The sequence below is a fragment of the Rhodoflexus sp. genome (genome assembly GCF_053489755.1).
In genome coordinates this window covers 1-20,686 of record NZ_JBRCHD010000052.1, presented here as the reverse complement: position 1 = coordinate 20,686, position 20,686 = coordinate 1, and the positions used below count along the sequence as shown (strand labels likewise).

At 51.8% G+C, this 20,686-nt stretch carries 5 protein-coding genes; 2 read left to right on the top strand and 3 right to left on the bottom strand.

Annotated elements, in window-relative coordinates; all coding sequences use genetic code 11:
- Nucleotides 1-111: 111 nt before the first annotated feature.
- From ACWIP2_RS11665 to ACWIP2_RS11655, 3 genes are all read right to left on the bottom strand, one after another.
- On the bottom strand, nt 112-1,428 hold the full coding sequence (locus ACWIP2_RS11665) for an ABC1 kinase family protein (RefSeq protein WP_448520111.1): 1,317 nt from the start codon (nt 1,426-1,428) through the stop codon (nt 112-114).
- Nucleotides 1,429-1,603: 175 nt separating this feature from the next.
- Complete coding sequence (locus ACWIP2_RS11660) at nt 1,604-2,233, bottom strand: TetR/AcrR family transcriptional regulator (RefSeq protein ID WP_448520110.1); 630 nt, start codon at nt 2,231-2,233, stop codon at nt 1,604-1,606.
- A gap of 223 nt (nt 2,234-2,456) precedes the next feature.
- Nucleotides 2,457-5,084, bottom strand: coding sequence for a TonB-dependent receptor domain-containing protein (locus tag ACWIP2_RS11655; protein WP_448520109.1), 2,628 nt, complete (start codon nt 5,082-5,084; stop codon nt 2,457-2,459).
- Nucleotides 5,085-5,625: 541 nt separating this feature from the next.
- Between ACWIP2_RS11655 and ACWIP2_RS11650 the strand changes: the two genes are divergently transcribed.
- Both ACWIP2_RS11650 and ACWIP2_RS11645 read left to right on the top strand, forming a co-directional pair.
- Complete coding sequence (locus tag ACWIP2_RS11650) at nt 5,626-20,427, top strand: PKD domain-containing protein (RefSeq protein WP_448520108.1); 14,802 nt, start codon at nt 5,626-5,628, stop codon at nt 20,425-20,427.
- A gap of 53 nt (nt 20,428-20,480) precedes the next feature.
- Nucleotides 20,481-20,686, top strand: a 206-nt coding sequence (locus tag ACWIP2_RS11645; protein WP_448520107.1) for a type IX secretion system membrane protein PorP/SprF, incomplete at its 3' end; no start/stop codon positions are given.

Sequence of the window (20,686 nt, the reverse complement as noted above, 5' to 3'; positions counted from 1 at the left end):
TGTCCAAAAAGTAACACGGACTTTAGTCTGCGATTGGTTAATCATTTGATAATCGAATAGCTACAGACTAAAGCCTGCGCTACATTCAGCCTTTTTAGACAGCCTCAAAGATTATTGCCAACTGGTGTGTGTGCGTATATTGGCTTTTAGGCTGTTGAGCATAGAATACAAGCCAAAGTAGGTGCGGTTCAGATATAGTGCATCCTTAGAGCCGCGTGGTTTTTTGGATTTTTTCAATTCGTCCATTTTAGAGAGGCGTTCGCCGAACTGATAGAGTTGGGCAAAGTAGCTTTCGTCGCCAAAATCGAAGGTTTCCTCGCGGAAAGGACGCACGGTCAGGTAAACCATCTCGCGGAAAGTTTCTCTGAACAGTTGCTTGATGGCCGGAGAATCGTCCTCATAGATGAATCCCAAGTCGTAGAAAGCCTGCTCTAATCCCTGCGGATCGTCAAAAATGCGTGGGTTGATTACGCGGAAATGGGTTTTGTAATAGTCTGGCGGAATGATTTTGACGCAACCAAAGTCTATGATTCCCAGCGTACCATCGGTGCGCATCAGGAAGTTGCCCGGGTGCGGATCTGCATGTACCAAAAGCATTTGGTGCATTTGATAGTCGTAAAAGTCCCAGAGAGCTTGCCCGATTTGGTTGCGAACTTCCTGCGAGGGATTGTCTTTCAGGAAGTCATTTAAATGCTTACCTGCTACCCAGTCCATCGTCAGGATACGCTTAGAGGTGTATTCAGGGTAGTATTTAGGGAATGTTATATTAGGAATGTGCGCACAAGACTGCGCGATGCGCTCGGCATGGCGCATTTCCAGTTCATAGTCGGTTTCTGCTATGAGCATGTTTTGCACTTCTCCCATGTAGAGGTCTAAATCGCGCTCGTTCAGCCCCAAAATTTGCACAGCAAAGGGGCGCACCATTTTCAGATCTGATGCGATGCTGTCTGCTACACCCGGATACTGGATTTTGACAGCAAAAGTCTGATCTCCCTTAGTGGCTTTGTGTACCTGACCGATTGAAGCTGCATTGATAGCATCTTTGGTGAAGCTGTCAAATATTTCGGTAGGGGCTTTCCCAAAAAACTGCTGGAATGTTTTCACCACGAGCGGGTAGGAGAGAGGCGGGGCAGAGTATTGTGCCATGACGAACTTCTCCTGATAGGCAGTGGGGAGCATGTTTTTGTCCATGCTCATCATTTGGGCAACTTTCAGGGCGCTGCCCTTGAGTTCGCTGAGGGTTTCGTAAATGTCCTCCGCATTGTCGCGATGCAATTCTTCGCGGCTGACATTGTTATCTACCAATCGCTTGGCATAGTGCTTGATGTAATTGCCGCTCAATTTAACACCCGTCTTGACAAACTTGACGGCTCGCTCGGTCTTGGTGGTGGGTATATTGTCCTGAATTTTTGGCTTCTCTTCTGCCATGGTTTTGGTGGATTTTTTATGGTTTTTCACATCCTAAAGAGTGTGTTACACTTTGCATGAGGCCGTCCAAAAAGCAACACAGACTTTAGTCTACAATTTTTTTAATCAGTTGATAATCAAAGAGATATAGACTGAAGTCTGTGCTACATTCATTCTTTTTGGAAAGCCTCGTTGGTCATCGTGCGAAAACAAACTTGGCAAAATCGAAGGCTGAATCTGCGATATTTTTACCTAAGAGGTCGAAAGACAGATTCACAGCCTTTTCAATGGCAGCATCTGTTTGCTCAAATTTGGTGCTGCTGTCTTTGATCCAATAGCGGATCACAAACTCCATTTGCCACCAAAGAAAGCCTGCATAGCGATCGGTGAGGAATGCACGGTCGGTAATTTCACCGGTGTAGATGCCATCGTTTATGATTCCCTTAACAAAGTTGTCAAAGGATTTTTCCAGCTTAACGAACAGGTTAGGTTCGCCGCAAAAACGGCGCTCTATACTGCCGCGCTGGTCGTAAGTCATTTTGGCAAAACTGCGGACGTTTTTCAGCGTTTCGATGTAGCCGTAGTACATGGCAAGCATTTTTTCGCGAGCGCTGTATTGGTCGAAAACGCTGTCGCTGCGCAACTTGTTCACCGTATCATTGAAAGCATCATCCCAAACCGCTTCTTCCAAAGCAGCAAAAGAAGGATAGTATTCGTAAAAGGTTTTTTCATCCATGTTTAGCTCTTGCATAAAAGAGAAAATGGATGCAGGGCGTTTGCCATTGTTGAGTACGTAGCGAATGTATGCTTGCTTGATTTGTTCCATGTATAATAAAGCTCAAGTTAAGTTTTGCGCCTGCAGCGGTCGTAGTCAGTATGTGCGACATGATTTATCTCAAAAAAAACAATAGCTGACTGCAAAGAACGCAGGGGTTTGATTCCATGTATTTTAACTGATTGCAAGGCTAAAAGGTTCTTAAAAGACATGAAAAAAGCCGCCTTAGATTGAGGCGGCATCGTTTATGTGCATTTACTGTTGGTTTATTTTTCTATTGCTGGTCGTTAGATTCGCCTTGCTTCACGTCGTCGTTGTTGATGGATTTTTTGCGACGTGGGCGTTGTTGCTCGCCAAAGCCCATTTTGCCGAAATTGTAGTTGAAGGTAACGCGAACTGCACGGTTATATACGTTGCGCAGAATATCTTGCTGGAAGGCTTCTGAACTGAACTGCGAAGCAATGCGCAGCGCCGGACGGAAGATATTATCTGCACCAAACGTAATGCCGCCTTTCTTATTGAGGATTTCCTTTTTCACACCAAAAGAGTAGAAACTGAACACGCCTTGCGAACCTTGCAATTGAATAGTTGGCGAGTTGATAAAGCCAAAACCTTGTGCGCTCCAGCCTTTGCCAAATGCGTATTGGGTATTGAAGTTGGCGTTGTACTGCCAGCCGCTGTTAGCTGCTCCCAGTGCAGGGCTTTTAAACGATACATACAATGCGTTCACTGTACCGCTCACGCGCCATGCCTTAGTTACCTGTACCGAGCCGAATGCGCTCACACCGAAGACCTGATTTTGCGCTACGTTGTCAAAAGTAGCGCTGGATACGCCCGATTCGTCAACAGAAATAACCGTGCTGATGGCATTGCCCGTTTGCCTCCAGAAGCCGCTAATGGTGAAAGAACTGCGGTTAACAAAAGCACTGTAGCTGATTTCAGTATTGTTGGTGAGTTCGGGTAGTAATTCCGGATTGCCGAAGCGGATGTTGTTAGGGTCAGATAGATTAATAAAGGGATTGAGTACAGAAATACCCGGACGCTGGATACGGCGGTTGTAAGCAGCCTTGATCGTGCTGCCTTTTTTCAGTGTCTGAGAAAGTGCAATGTTGGGAATTACGTTGCCGAAGTTCTGAGTGAAGCGGTTGTTGCTGAGAGGCAGCACACCCAAAATATCGGTATATTCATAGCGCACACCTGCTTTGATACCAAATTTGGACTTGGTTGTATAACCATAGCTGGCATAAACAGCAATCACGTTTTGGTCGTAGTCTAAGGCGTTGTTGCGCAGCGGATCAATGATGAAGCGGTTCTGCTCGAAGTTGAAAGTAGAAAAGTCGTTGCTGCTGGTTACTTTGCGCAGAATAGATTTTGTTCCTGTTTCAAACACTTGTCTTTCTGCTACCGGATGGGTATAGTCTAACTGGAAGGTTACTTCGCGGTTGGTGCTGAGGTTATCGTTGCGCTCGCGGTAGTCAACTTGTCGCAGCGAATTGAACTGATCCAGACGATAGCGGTCAATACCTTCGTTGAAAGCGTAAAGTCCAAGGATGGCAAGTTCCTGTTGCGGTTTGTCGAAAGTGCGGGTATAGTCTATGTTAAAGGTGTAGTTGTTGCGTATATCGGCAGAGTTAATATCGCGGGAAAACTCGCGCAGCACGACGCTGTTTTGTCCGAAGGTAGTCGCCTGTTCCTGATCTTCCCAGAAGCCGCGCTTACCGAAACGCACCCCTGCAGCCAGGTTGCTTTTAGGGCTGAATTCGTAGTCGGCATTGAGTTGCATACGTCCGAAGATACGGTAGCTGAAACCGTCGTCGTTGCGATTGATGAAGCTGGTATTACCGTTTGCTAAGAAATTGGTGCGGTTGTTGAAACCGTCGTTCCATACATACACGCCTCGGCCACCGCCATTGAGCGAAAGTCCGAGTTTGCCTGTGCGGAAGTTCAAGCCGCCGTCTAAGTTGCTGCTGCGCGTACCTGCGGAAACATTAATGTTGCCGCTCATGCCCTGAATGGTGTTTTTCTTGGTGATAATGTTGATGATGCCCGAAGTTCCTTCTGCATCGTAGCGTGCAGAGGGGCTGGTAATTACTTCTACGCTTTTGATCATTTCGGCGGGAATTTGGCGCAGTGCATCGGCTACTGTTGCCGCCATGATGGTGCTGGGCTTGTTATTGATCAGTACCTGTACGTTGCTGCTGCCGCGTAACTGTACGTTGCCGTCCAGATCTACAGAAAGCAAAGGCACCTTGCGCAAAACCTCGCTGGCATCGCTGCCGGCATTGGTTACGTCTTTCTCAGCATTGTAAGTGATGCGGTCAATCTTATCTTCGATCAGATCTTTTTGATCTACAATTTCTACTTCGTTCAGCAATTTCACGTCGGCAGGCAGTGCCACATTACCCAAATTAACAGTTGCGCGGTCGCTTGGCATTACTACGTTACTTAGTGTAATGGTTTGATAGCCAACAAAGCTGACAGCAATTTTGTACGTTCCTACAGCTACTTTGTTAATGGTGAATTGTCCTTTGTCGTTTGTAATTGTTCCGTCGATAGGCTTTCCTGTGTTATTGTCTAAAAGTGCAACTGTTGCAAATTCTATGGGCTGTTTATTGGTAGAATCTAATACTGCTCCGGTGATTTTTCCATTGCCTCTTTGCGGCGCTTGAGCGGCTGCTTTTTCTGCCGCTTCTATCCACTGTTGTATCTGCTGGATCTGTTCAGGAGTGGGGCGCGTGCCTTGCGAAAACCACTGTCTGATCTGTTCTTGTTGTTGCGGCGGAAGCAACTGTATTTTTTCACGCCATTGTGCGCCTTGCCCTTGTTGCGTAGGTGCTTGGGCACATAAAAATTGAGAAAAAAGCAATAGACTGCCGAAGGTGAGTAAAAATGAACGATACATGGATGGTGAGACGATTTTACTTCTGGTAAATAAGTGTTGTAACAACCATCTAATAGAGTACCACAACTAACAAATAGCTGTTAATCAACAAATTAAATAACTAAAAACACTATAAGAAAGTTTGAAAGTGTTCGAAAGCGGACATCATCGGTACAAAAACGGACAGCGCACGTGTATCGTTCTCGAATAGGATTTTCTTAGGAAAAAATAGCATATATCAGCTCGTTGTTTAAAAACAGAATTAACAATGTACAAGTGTAAAAAAAATCCAAAATAGACAAAAATACTACTAAAACTCACACCAAGCGCATGTGTGTATTTTAATCGGATAAAAGACACAGTTGATAGGTCTTTTTCAGCCAATTGGTCGAATTTAACCAATGAGGATTCGATTATTTTCTATATTAGCTCTACCTTTGTTTGATCAAACAAGGAATAAAACGGTCTATATAACTTACCCGTCCAAAATAATGTGGTCTCTTGATATTTTCTGTATCATTTGTATCATTCTTTGATTCGCATTAAGCAAGTTTATCATATTATGATTAGAATTTCTACCCGCTATTTATTGGTTATTCTTGTGTTTTTGCTGGGGAGTTTTGCCCCTGCATGGTCGCAAACAGCTGATTTTCGAGTAGGGACAGCGGGAGAGCCTCTGACGGGCGGCTGCGGCATAGCTACTTATAAGTTTTTTGACCAAAGCTCGGGTTTGCCTGCCGACCTAACTACGATTCGCTACAACTGGGATTTTGGCACAGGCAGCCCTGTGGTAGGTATTCCCAATGACCCAAGCATTACCGAACCGGAGCGCGCCTACGGCGCACCCGGGCGTTACATTGTCAGGCTACGGATTACCAATGCCGCCGGTACGGTAACTATCAGCGAACGGACGCGCGAAGTGATTGTATATGACAAAGCGATGCCCAATTTTACAGCGCCTTCTGGCATTGGTTGCACGCCTTACACGGTTACTTTCAGCGATGTAACCGTAGCGGGAACAGTAGCTACAGGCGGCTTAGTTGGCGATATTGTCCGCTGGACGTGGAATTTTGGCGACGGTACGACGATTACAGGCACAGACCCATCATTTCGCAATCCTACACATACCTATAATTTCCCCGGCGACTATCAGGTAACGCTAACGGTGGAAACTTTTGCCGGCGGGCGCGAAACCTGCCAAGCATCGCTCATTCGTCCGAATGCAGTCCGTGTGCGCTGGTCGCCGCAGGCTGCTTTTCGTTTGCAGAACGGGCCGGCTTGTTCGCCGCCGTTTTTGGCACGTTTTGAAAACCTTTCTACAGTGCGCACCAGCCCTCCGCCTGCAGGCGTGATTACCAGCTACTTATGGGAATTTTTTGATCAGGATGGCAACCCTGCGGGTACGAGTACCGATGTAAATCCTACATTCACTTACAACACCTTTGGCACATATCGCGTGCGCCTGACGGCTACCACTGCCGATGGTTGCTCCTCGGTGCGCGATGTACCCGATGCAATCATCATTCGCAATAACACGGCGGCCTTTGATATTCCGCCCATTTTTTGCGCCAATGGCTCGCAGCAATTTTTTGACCGTTCATCGGCGGGGGCTGTAGGCTGGTCGTGGGACTTTGGCGACGGTACGACTTCCACAGCGCAAAATCCGAATAAAACGTATGCCGCGCCGGGCGTTTATCCCGTAACGCTGACCACTTCGTTTATAGATGGCTGTACCGCAACTGTTACGCAGAACGTTACGGTTCGTCCGTTGCCCAATGCTAATTTTACGGTAGATCCGCCCGATAACCTCTGTAATACAGGGCCGCGTCAGTTAATTCCAGCGATAAACGACCCTACTAATTATGCTTACGAGTGGCGTGTTACCGACCCTGCTTTTGCTTTTGGCGAGGCAATTTATACCACGCCAACCCCTACGCATAATTTTACTGCTTTCCGCACCTATCCGATTCGCCTAACAATTACCGACCGCACGACAGGTTGTTCTAATACGCTGACGCGCAATTTGGTTTTGGCAGAAGCAGTTCCACGTTTGGAATTCATCGGAGCGCAGCCTACTACGACTTGTGCGCCTGTAACTTTCAACTTTACGGCACGCAATAGTATTTCGGTAGAAGGCATCATTCGCTATACCTTCAATTTTGGCGATGGTTCGCCTGCTGTGGTCATAGAACCTCCATTTACGCCTACCGGATTTCCTGACGTGTCGCACACTTATACAACGCCCGGCGTTTACACGCCAAGCGTAACCATTGAGACAGCCAGCGGCTGTACGCGCATTGGGAATTTCAACCAGCAAATCAAAGTTGGCACGCCGCCGCCTAACACTATTACGCTGACACCTAACCGCAACGGCTGTGCCACTATTGGTGGGGTTGGCATCACCTTTACGCCCAATATCCCGCCGGGTGTTTGTGCTGACAGCGTAGTGTATGACTTTGGCGATGGTTCTGCAGCGCGTGGCGTGGGTAGTGTCGGACCTATTACACATGAGTTCCGCACCATTGGCGCAATTACCGTAAACGCGATTTTTTATTGCAACGGCTGCCCTACAGTTGCGCCTGTAACTACAACGGTAAACATAGACGGGCCGATCGCCTTATTTAATGTTGTTGGCGGAGGAGTAGCTTGCGCTTCGGGTAGCACATTCAATTTTCAAAATACAAGCGTGGATGCCGCTGCACCTGCCACAACTACTTATGAGTGGGATTTTGGCGACGGCTCGGCTATACAAGTGATACCAAGAGGTTCGCCTGTGAGTTATACCTATGCCTCACCTGGTGTTTACACCGTTCGCCTGCGCGCCATTGGCAGCAACGGCTGCGTGAATGAAAGAACAGCTACGGTAAATATCTCCGTTTCTGCGCCTTCATTTACCGTAACGCCGAATCCTTCGGGACCGATTTGCAGCAATACGCCTGTGGTATTCACAAGCACCTCCACTACCACAGGCACAATTACGCGTTATCGCTGGGATTTTGGCGATGGTACGATTACAACTATTGACGGCCCGGCGGGCGCTTCGGTTACACATACATATGCCCCGCGCGCGACGCCTTACTCAGCTACGCTGACCATTACCGAATCTAACGGTTGCGCCGAGTCGGTAAGCGCGCCTGTCAATATCACGATTCAGGGAGCAAAAGCAGACTTTACCGCACCTGCGGTGGTTTGCGTAGGCGTTCCGGTCAATTTTACAGATGCTTCTACCGTGTTTCCTAATACCAATGCCATTACTTCATGGAACTGGTTTTTTCAGGATGGCGTTGCCAATCCGTTCCAAAATCAATCGGTACAAAATCCGACCTATACCTTCCTGCGTCCAGGTACATGGAACGTAACGCTGACGGTTGGCGATGACAACAGCATTGGTCCTTGTACTTCTACCGTTACGCGTCAGATAACGGTGTTGCCGCGCCCTGTAGGTGGATTCAACGTATCGGCTACTACTTTCTGTGCGGGCAGCAACATGACCATCACCAGCGATGCGGCAGATATTCCGGGCGGTACGGGCCTAACTTACGCGTGGGATTTCGGCACGGCTCCGGCTAATTACACCGCCGATTTGAGCAACCCTGCCAATCCGGTGATTCGCTATAACAACGCTGGCAGCTATACCATTACGCAAACGGTTACATCGGGCAATACTTGTTCGGCAACATTCAGCCGCGTGATTAATGTGATTGCGCCTAACGCGACTATTTCAGCGCAAGCCGCCACAGGCCCTCCTGTTTTTGCGCCTGCCCAATTGCAAATATCTTGTCCGCCAGAGGCGGTGCGTTTCCGCGCTATTCCATTCCCTGATGCTGATATTGAAGAGTATTTCTGGGAATTTGGCGACGGCAACGTTTCATTCAATCAGAACCCTGAAAATACTTACATCAATCCGGGCGTATATACTGTTCGCCTGACGATGCGCAGCCGTGCAGGTTGCTCAATTGTGCGCGAGCTGACGAATTTTGTTCGCGTAGATGGCCCGCGCGGGCAGTTCATCTTTACGCCTACTAATGTCTGCGCCGGCGACATAGTTACCTTTACAGCTACAGGCTTAGAGAACGTGGCTTTTATACAGTGGGATTTTGGCGATGGTACGCCTACCACCGCTCCTGTAGCTTTTAATGCGGCTGCCTATGCGGCAGCAGGTAATCAGTTGCAAATTACGCATGCTTATCTGCGTCCGGGTTCGTTTCAGCCGGTACTGATTTTGCAAGATGCAAACGCACCGGCCTGTCGCATCTTTATTCGTCCTGATGGTGGCGTACCTGTACGTGTGAGCGGCAAGCCGAAAGCAGCCTTTAGCTGGCCAAACAACAGCGGCAATATTTGCGAAAACAGCAGTTTTGTTGTCGTTGATGAAAGTACTTCTGATGTTGATACGCCGCCTACGCTTTCTCCACAGATTACGCGCTGGCAATGGGATGTGTTTGATGTAAACCCTGCGAGCAATCCGGCAGCGACGCCTATTCGCACGCAGGTAATCACCTCTGCGCCGGGCAACTATAACTTTGCCAATAACCTGCCGGCAGGCGACTATTGGATCCGCCTGCGCGTCCGTACCGCATTTGGTTGCGAAGATGAGGAAGTGAAGCAAATTACGCTGGTTGCGCCTGTTATTTTTGCAGATTTTGAGAACGATTCGTACATATGTGCAGGCAGCCCTGCTAATTTTAACGCGGGTAATTCTTCTGATCCTGCTACACGCTGTTTTTCCCCTGGCGGCGTTCCGTTAGACCCTCAGCCTGCCAATTGTACCGCGCCTAACGTGTTGCGTCCGCCTTTCTCTTGGAGTTTCAGCGGCGGCGCGCCCTTAGGATTGTTATATGAATGGGAGTTCTCTGTTGGCGCTACCGTTTTGGGAACAGCCACCGGGCAGCGTCCTACTTTTACTTTCCCGGTGAACGCTTCTAACCCCAGTCAGCCGTATGACGTAACGGTTCGTTTGACGGTTCGCGATGCGCTGTTGTGCGCTTCGGGCGTAACCAAAACCGCTGTTATTACGGTTAATCCGCTGCCGCGTGCGGCTTTAAATCCTTCTGACGCTACCATTTGTCATAACGGAGGCATCAATACGGCATCTTTTACGGCACAAGCAGACCCTGCCATTCCGGGTACGGTACAATACCGCTGGCAGGTGGACTCTGGCGCCGGCTTTGGTGATTTGACAGACGGCGGGGCGTACAGCGGGGTAAATACCCAAACGCTGACGCTGACCAACGTTCCCGAGTTTATGAACGGCTGGCGATTCCGTGTGCGTATCCAAAATACAAATAACATTCAATGCGAGGCTTTCAGCGCGCCCGCTACCTTGACGGTAATTCCTACGCCGACAGCGGCTACGGTTGTTTCACCGATTAATCTTTGCGATGCAAATACAGTAACGCTGACAGGCAACGCGCCGGCTGCGGGACGCGGCACAGGTCGCTGGGTACAACTGAGCGGCCCAACTGTAATCAACTTTGGCGCGCAAATCAGCAACCCTACAGCCGCTATTCCTGTAAGCAACGGAGTTTATACCTTCCGTTGGGAGATTACCACATCAGCCAATGGGATAGACTGCATATCGCAGTCGCCCATATTGACGGTCAATAGCGGACGCTCGGCTGATGCAGGTCTCGACCAGTCGGTTTGTCAGTTTATCAGCGGTACGGCTACGCCGATTACCGTAACGCTGGCTGCTAACAATCCTGCGTTGGGCGGCGGCGGAACGGGTGAATGGACGGTCATTAATCGCCCTGTGGGTTCGCCTTTGCCAACTTTTGCGCCTAATGCCAACGCGCACAACGCCACAGTATCAGGATTTCAGCCCGGTACCTATACCTTGCGCTGGAGCATTACAGGCGCGCCCGGCTGCGGCGATACGCAAGACGACATGGTCATTACCGTGAACCCGTTGCCTATTATAGCTAATCCAACCAACCTGACTGCCTGTGCGAACAGCACGGTCAATCTGTCTGCGCTGGTAGATCCAAGCCTGAATATCCAGTGGGAAATTGCCACGCCATCCGATCCGACTAATTTCAACCCCGTATTGAACGGCACATTCTTTGGCGCAACTTTCAGCGGAGCAACGACCAATACGCTTACCATTGCCAACGTACCCGCAGCATTGAACGGCTCGCTTTTCCGTATTCGGGGTACGAACGCAACGACAGGCTGCTTCAATTACTCAACGGCAGCCATGCTTACCGTAGCCGATGAGCAAAACAACGAGGTTACAGATGCCAGCATTTGTGCCAATGAGTCTTCGGTGAATATCATTGTGCGCAATGCAAAAGCCAACCATACCTATCGCTTGTTTCGTGGAGGCGCAACTTTCGGCACGATTACGCCTGCGGCTAACGGCGATATTACATTTACGCTGACAGGCGCAAACGTGCCAACGGCATCCACTACTTACAGCGTAGAAGTTACCGCCCCCGTAACTGGCGCGGGCAGCTGCGTGGTTACGCTGCCAGATGAAGCCGTCATTACCGTTACGCCAATCAATCAGGCGATTGCCGATGCTGATTTTGATGTGTGCGATGTTACGACCGTTACCCTTCACGCCAATATCCCGATTATTACCGGTTCGGGGATGTGGTCGCAGATAAGCGGTCCGCCTGTTGCGCCCGCCGACCGCATTGTTGGCGGCCCTGACAATAATGAATTGACGCTGAACAATCTGCAAGCCGGTCGCTACACCTTCCGCTGGCGGATTACCAACAGCGCTTGCCCCGACTCAGAAGACGATGTAACGTTTACCATTACCAACCGCGCCAATGCGGGCGCTGACCAACAATTCTGTTTGCCGATCACAAGTACAACACTTGTAGGCAATTTGCCTTACACAGGAACAGCTGTTTGGTCGTTTGTTTCAGGACCGAGTGGAGTAGTACCAACGCTGACTGCTATACCACTGACTACCGACGAGACCAATGCGGGAGTGTCAAGCCCTTACAGCGCTACTGTTACAGGCATGACCGCGCCGGGTGTGTATCGCTTCCGCTATGCCATTAGCGGCGGCGCTTGCCCTCCAAGTGAAGATTTCGTGGACGTATTCATTGCAGCTCCCGCCAATATCATCACTGCCAACACAAGACTCTGCAACGTCAGCAGTTTTGTCATGACTGCCGACGTGCCTGTGGTAGGCGCGGGCAACTGGTCGCTGACTTTTACCGATGGGCCTGTGCCGACGCTTGCCACATCAGGCGCGGGCGGCGCTACCCTCACTGCCAACGGCTTAGGCAGAGGGCGTTATGTATTCCGCTGGACAGTAACAGGCTCGCCCTGCGGCACAGGCGGCGCTACTTTTGACGAAATTGAAATTTTCAACGATGCGCCCGCCAATGCAGGTACAGACATAGACGTGTGCGGTACGGTTAATCCGACTTCGGTACAACTCAACGCTGTTCCCGCTGTGAGCGGCACAACAGGCACATGGACGCAGGTAGATGCAAACCCTCCGGTAAGTTTTGTCAATCCAAATGCTGCCAATACCTTTGTCAATAACTTGATTCCGGGCAATATTTACGACTTCCGTTGGACCATCAGCGGCGGCTCGGCTTGTCCGCAAACGGTGGATGATGTGCGCGTGACGGTTTCGCAGCCGCCTTCGCCTGCCGTAGCGGGAACGAACAAAGTGCTGTGTACAACCAATACTGCAACTATGGACGCAACCGCTCCATTGGTTGGTACAGGCATATGGACTTTGCAGGCATTCCCGGCAGGGGCTACCCCTGTGATTGTCAATCCATCGTCTCCAACGACAGCGATTACTAACCTTAACGTTATCGGTACGTACACTTTCCGCTGGACGGTGAGCAATCCGGGCTGTCCTGATAATTTTGCTGATGTTAATATTGTCGTGCAACTGCCTGTAGCTGCCAATGCGGGCGCGGATGCAAACATATGTGCGGCTACGCATACGATGGCGGCTAATGCTGTACCTGCAGGCTCAACCGGTCTTTGGACATTTGTTTCCGGACCTGTAACGCCAAACATTACCGCGCCAAGTTCACCAACTACAAGCATTACAGGACTGTCGGCGCCCGGCGAGTATGTGTTCCGATGGACGCTCTCTAACGGGTCTTGCGCTTCTGCGGATGAGGTTATGATTCGTCGCGCGATTGTAGATGCCGGACCGGATGTGAATACCTGCGGATTGGGCAATACCATTACGTTAAATGCCCAACCGCCGATCGTAGGAACGGGCAGATGGACATTTATTTCAGGGCCTAATGCTGTAACCTTCTCAAATGATTTAGACAGAAACGCAACCGTCAGCGGTTTGACCCAATCGGGCGTTTACACCATCCGTTGGACGGTAACGGGTACGCCTTGCGGAACGACTTTTGACGATTTGTTAATCCGCGTAATCACTCCTGCCAATGCGGGTGCAGACATTAACGTATGCGGAACGACTAACCCTGTAACGCTGGGCGCTAAGCCTATCGTAGGCGGCGGCACAGGCACATGGACAGTGGTTTCAGGGCCAAACACACCTACTTTCTCCGGTACAACCTCGCCTACCGCTCAATTTGGCACGGGCGGCACGCTGCAAGTGGGTACTTATGTGCTGCGCTGGCGCGTAACAGGCTCGCCTTGCGGCGATACGGAAGATTTTGTAACGGTGAACGTTTCGCCTTCTACAATTTCGGCAGGTACAAACCAGACGTTGTGTTTGGCAACTGCGGGCGCAACAACAAGCGCTAATCTTTCAGGAACTGCGCCTGTAACAGGCACAGGCACATGGTCGCAAGTGAGCGGCCCACCTTTGCCTGCGGGCAGCATCGCTAACCCGAACAGTCCATCTACAACGGTAAGCAACTTAGGCGCAGGCGTTTACATATTCCAGTGGGCGGTAACAGGCGCAACCTGTCCAAGCAGCACGCCTACGGTAACTATTACGGTGGCAGAACCTCCGCGAATCATTACTCCGCCGACTTCACCTGTTTGCGCAACTGCGGGAACAGCTACGACAACCGTGAGTGGTAACGTTCCGCTCATTGGCACAGGCACATGGACGCGCGTCAGCGGTCCGGGCGCTGCACCGACTATTTCAGCCGATGCAAGTGGCGGCGTAAGTACAGCGACTTTTAGCGGTCTGGCAGTAGGTACGCACGTATTGCAGTGGGCATTCAGCGGCACTGCGCCTTGTACTTTTGCACCTGCGCAGGTTACAGTAGTCGTGCAACCACAGCCGACCTTAGCAACCATTGCCCCCGCTACGCAAAGCGTGTGCGTTGATTTGGCCACAGGTTTTGCAACGGCAACCCTGACAGGCAGCGTACCCGATACAGGCAATACAGGCACATGGACACGCCTGACAGGTCCCGGCACACCCACTTTGACTCCAAGCGGAGCAGGCAATAGTACGCTGAATATCAGTAATTTGGAAGCCGGAACGCATACTTTTGAGTGGCGCATTACAAACGGTTGCGGCGCTTCGGTAGCTACGGCAAGCATCACAGTAAACCCTGTAAATGCGCCCGCGGCAATTACACCGCCTGCGGCAACTACCATCTGCGCCGCGCCAACCACAGGAACGGTAAGCCTGACAGGTAACGCGCCTATTGCAGGTACCACAGGCACATGGAGCCGCATTTCAGGACCGGGCGCTGCGCCAACCTTTACTACTTCGGGCACAGGCGGCAACAATGTGGTCATTACAGGTCTGGCAGTAGGTACGCACCGCATCCAATGGGCGCTGACTAATCCTGCCTGCCCAGCCAACAACAGCGCAGCAACGATTGACATAACCATCGTAGCCCCAGACCCTGTGGCGGCAATTGTTCCGCCTGCCTCAACAGAGGTTTGTACAACAGGCGCAACAGGATTGGGAACGGTTACACTGACGGGCAATGCGCCTGTTTCAGGTACGGGCACATGGAGTCGCGTTTCAGGACCGGGTACAGTGAACATTGCTACCAGCGGCGCTGCGGGCGAAGTGGCGACTTTCTCTAACCTGCAACCGGGCTTGCATACTTTCCAATGGGTAATCAGCAATCCGACCTGTGGTAATACAGCCGCTCAGGTAACAATTCGCATTGTAGAGCGCGACGCAGCAGCAGCGATTGATCCTGCACCTGCCAATGTCTGCGCTGACCCTGCTACGCTTCGCGGAGCAGTAACCCTGAACGGCAACGTTCCGGCAAGCGGCACAGGCACATGGACACGCCAAAGCGGACCCGGTACCTTTACATTGGTAACCGCCGGCGCAGGTGGCAGACAAGCCACTTTCAGCGATTTACAGGTAGGTACACACGTATTCCGCTGGACAATCAATAACGCAACTTGCGGCAATACTTTTGCAGAGGTAAGCGTTACCGTGCAAGAGCCTACGCCTGTAGCGAGCATCACAGGCAACCTAAATGTATGCGCAAGCGACCCGACAGGCACTTTGGGTTCTACCATTCTGGCAGGTAACAACAGCTACGTAGGCACAGGCACATGGACGCGCATAGGCGGCACGGGCGACGCGACAGCTTTGGCAATCACCATCGGCGGCACGAACAATAACGTGGCTACGATTACAGGCATGGGCTTCGGTACGCACGTCTTCCAATGGGAAATGACCAACGGCGTATGTCCGCCGACTTCCGCACAGGTAACCGTAACCGTTAATCGCAACAATCCGCAGGCAGATATTGCAGGCGCGAATCCGACCATTTGTACCGACCCTGTAACCAATCTGGCGCAGATTACCCTGACAGCCAACGAACCGGTCGTAGGTACAGGCACTTGGACGCGCACAGGCGGCACTGCCGACGGTACAGGCGTGGCTATCGCAGCATCTACAACAGGTACGGGCAACACCATTGCCACTATTACCGGTATGCAGCCGGGTACGCATATATTCCGCTACACCCTGAACAGCGGTTGCGGCACTACCTTTGACGAAATAACCGTAACGGTGAATCCGTCTAACCCTCCTGCGGCAATTGCAGCAGCACCGGGTACAGTTTGTACCGACCCTGCCACAGGCAGAGCCACTCTGACCCTGACAGGCAATGAGCCGCGCACAGGTACAGGCATATGGACACGCGTAGGCGGTGCAGGCGACCCGACAGGTCATGCCATTAACACCTCAGGCACTTTTGGCAGAGTAGCCACCATTACAGGCTTGCTGCCGGGTGAACATATTTTCCAGTGGCAAACAACCAATAGCTGCGGCACAAGTTCTGCCACCTTTACGGTGAACGTAGAGCAGTCCAATCCTTTGGCGGAGATTATTTCAACTGTGAATACGGTATGTACTGACCCTGCTACCCAAAGGGCGAATGTAACGCTACAAGGCAATACGCCAATTACGCCGGGTTCAGGCATGTGGTCTTATACAGGCGGCACGGGCAGCACGGCTGATATGGTTATCAGCACGCCAAACAACCCGACGGCTAACATAACGGGTTTACAGGCAGGTACGTATCAATTTACGTGGACGCTGACCAACAGTTGCGGTACAAGCGCCGCTTCTGTAACGGTAACGGTGAATCCTTCCAATCCTGTGGCTAATGCAGGCGCTGACGCTACCCGCTGCGATGCGCCGGGCGGCGCTTCTATTACTTTAAACGGCAATGCGCCAATTTCAGGCGCAGGCACATGGACGCGCACGGGCGGCACAGGTTCGCCAATAGGCGTCATCATCGCGCCTACGGGAACAACTTCTGCCGACGTAACAGGCATGGGCGTAGGTACGCATGAATTTACATGGACGCTTGCCAACGGTTGCGGCGTTACTTCCGATGTGATGGTGGTAACGGTACTGCCTACTAATCCGCCGGCTAATGCAGGGGCAAATCAGGCGGTTTGTACTGATTTGGCGACAGGCAGAGCATCTGCCACGCTGACAGGCAACGCGCCAACGGTAGGCACAGGTACGTGGGCGCGCGTAGGCGGCACGGGCAACCCTGCGGGCATTGTCCTGGATCAGGTAGGCAACGTGCTGAACATCAGCAATATGCTGCCCGGCTCGCACATTTTTGAATGGACATTGACAAGCCCTTCATGCGGTAGCGGCAGCAGCCTCGTTACTGTTTTTGTAAATGAATCTAATCCCAACGCAGCTATTACGACTACGCCGCCCTCACCGGATATTTGTGCCGACCCGATTTCTAATCTGGGCGCAGTTACCCTGACAGGTAATACGCCTAACAGCGGAAGCGGCACATGGACACGCATTGGCGGCACAGGCAGCACTTCATCCATGAGCATTAGCGTTACGGGCAACACCCTGAACGCCACCGGATTAGGTGTTGGTACGCATACCTTTGAGTGGCGTTTTACCAGCCCTTGCGGCAATTCGGCAGCTACTTATACAGTCAATATCATTCGTCAAAATCCGCCTGCGACTGCCACTGCGGCAGCTACACAGGTTTGCGCCGACGCGGCAACCTTGCAGGGTACAGTAAATCTGATTGGCAATGCGCCAGTATCAGGCAGCGGCACATGGACGCGCACTGCGGGTGCAGGTACATTCACTATTACGAATCCGAACAGTCCTAATACGGATGTTACAGGTTTGGCAGTTGGTACGCATACTTTCCAGTGGACATTGACGAACGGCGCTTGTACTTCTACCAGTGCAACTGTAACAGTAACCATTGTGCGTCCGAATCCTGCGGCTATCGCCAATGCAGCACAGGCTTCTGTGTGTGCCGATGCGGCAACCGGATTAGGAACGGCGCAGTTGGTAGGCAATGCGCCTGCATTAGGAACAGGCACATGGGAACGCACAGGCGGCACGGGCGCATTTGGCGCAATGACAATCACAAACCCTAACAATCCGATAACTGATGTTACGGGTTTAGGCGTTGGTACGCACACTTTCCGCTGGGCATTGGCTAACGGCGTATGCGGCGCCACACAGGCAAGCGTAACGGTAAACGTAGCGGCGCCCGCTAATGCAGGTCCCGACCAAACGCTTTGTCAGGCGACGACTGCAACCATGGCGGCGAACAGCCCTACCAACGGACGCGGCTCTTGGCGACAAATCAACGGACCTAACCCCGCGCGCATTGAAGACCCCGCCAATCCAAGAACGACAATTTCAGGTTTGCGCCCAGGCGTTTATACCTTCCGCTGGACAATTACAGGCGACGGTTGTTCCGAAACTTCTGACGATGTGGTCGTTACCGTTAGCGCTCCGGCGGCGGCAGGCCCCGCACAGACCGTATGCGTAGGCTCGGACGTACGCCTTGCGGCAGAACCCGTGGCGGTAGGCGTCGGTCGCTGGACACAAGCGGAAGGACCAGCGGCGACCATCAACAACCCGACCTCGCCCAATGCAACGCTGAGCAACCTCGCGCCGGGCAACTACCGCTTCCGCTGGACAATCACGGGCGGCGATTGCAGCTCGGGCAGCAGCGATGAAACAACCGTTACCGTTGTAGGCATCACGGCGGCAGACCGTCAGGCAAACGTAAGTGATATTGAATACAGCGCCTGCGCCAATGAAATTCCTGCAAACGTAACCATCACCGTCTCGCCCACTCGTGCGGGTGTGCGCTACGAATTGCGCAACGGCTCAACCGTGTTGGCAAACGCTTTTGGCAACGGCGGCGCGGCGCGCTTCACCATCACGGCGCCGACCGAAAACCGCGAATTAGTTGTAGTAGCCATCGCATCTGCCAATGGCGTAACCTGCCCTGAGGTAGAACTCACCGACCGCGCGGTGATTACGGTACGTCCGTGTCCGCCCGCTCCGATAACAGACCGTCCGCTAATTGGTGTGGCGAAACAAGCGCTGCCTGCCGTTCGTCAAGCAAACGGCGCGTTCCATATCCCGATTCTGATTACGGTTCGCAACTACGGAAACGTACCGCTGACCAATATTGTGGTATCGGACGATATGACCAATGTATTCCCTGCTCCTGCGCGTTACAGCATCGTGCGTCAGCCAACGGCTACCGGTTCTTTGATTCCCAATCCTCAGTTTGACGGCACAGCCGCGCAGCCGAATCTGATAACAGGCGGAAGATTAGAAGTAGGCGAATCGCAAACGGTAACTTTTGTGGTCAGCCTGATACCTAACCGCGCTACGGGACCGTTCTTCAACACAGCTATTGCCGAAGGTTCGCACAACACAACCCGCGTGCGCGATATTTCGGTAGATGGACAAAATCCTGACCCGAACTTTGACGGCAATCCAAGCGAAACCAGCCCAACGATTATTCAGTTGCCGCAGCCAACCAACCGCGCGCCAATCGCCGTGGACGACCTGTTCACCGTACAAGGTTGCAGCGAAAACAACGGCGGCAACATCCTCGCCAACGACCGCGACCCGGACGAAGATGAGTTAGTAGCAACCGTAGTAACCAATGCGCCAACTCGTCGCGGCGGACGCATCAGCATTGCCGCTGACGGTACGATCAGCTACACGCCTCCTTTCGGCTTTACGGGAACGGATGAGTTTACTTACGAAGTCTGCGATCGCGTAACACCGCCGCTGTGTTTACGCGCAATGATTACTTTCAACGTAACGGCTTGCCCGAACCGTCCGCCACGTGCGCCGGATATTACGCTGACAACCGACAACTGTACCAACATTGACCAGGTATTGGAAATTCCGCTGGTGGATGCGGACGGCGACCCTGTGCGCGTAACGATTATCTCCGATTTGGTAACGCCGCTGCGCGGCATCCTGAGTCTCTCTGCAACAGGCAGACTCACTTACCGCCCGGCGCTGAATGCTGAAGGTCAGGAACGCATCGTCTATCAGGTATGCGACAACCGCAACCCTGCGCTGTGCGCTACGGGAACTATCTTCATCAATGTGTTCCTCTGTACCAATCAGCCTCCGGTAGTTCCTCAGCCGCGCCGCGCCAGTACTGACAACTGTACGGAAATCAGAGGCAACGCGCTGGAAGGGGTTACAGACCCTAACGGCGACCGCGTATCGGTGCGTGCCGTAACAGGCGCGCGCTCTAAAAACGGCGGCGTTTTCTCTATCGGCGCGGATGGCGCTTTTATCTACATGCCGCCGCAAGGGTTTGTCGGACAAGATGAGTTTACCTACATCGTTTGCGACAACGGCAATCCATTGAGCAAGTGTACCGAAGCCAGAGTGGTAGTAGATGTATTGACATGTAAGCAGGTATTTATCCCACGCGGTTTCTCGCCAAACGGCGACGGCGTGAACGATAAGTTTGAAATTTTGGGTGCAGACCGCTACGACATCCACTTGCGCATTTACAATCGTTGGGGCAACTTGGTGTTTGAAGATGAGCATTACAAAAACACATGGGACGGCACAGCACAGGGCGTAGGCATCGTTATTGGCGATAAAGTACCGGACGGAACGTATTACTTCATCGTTGACCTGCGCGACGGCAGCAAACCGATTGTGGACTTCTTAACCATTCAGCGATAATTCCAACCAAGCCTTCGGCAGACCTGACGGGTTTCTGAAACCCGTCAGGTCTGATGAGCAAGGCAATCAATAAAACTCAAGGGCAAGCCATGAAAAAAACGTTACTCTTTTCCCTCTTCCTTGCGATAAGCCTACCGCTGTGGGCGCAGCAAGACCCTATGTTTACGCAGTACATGTTCAACGGGCTGGTACTGAACCCTGCCTATGCAGGCAGCCGCGAAACTATCAACTTAACCGCTTTGCATCGCACGCAGTGGGT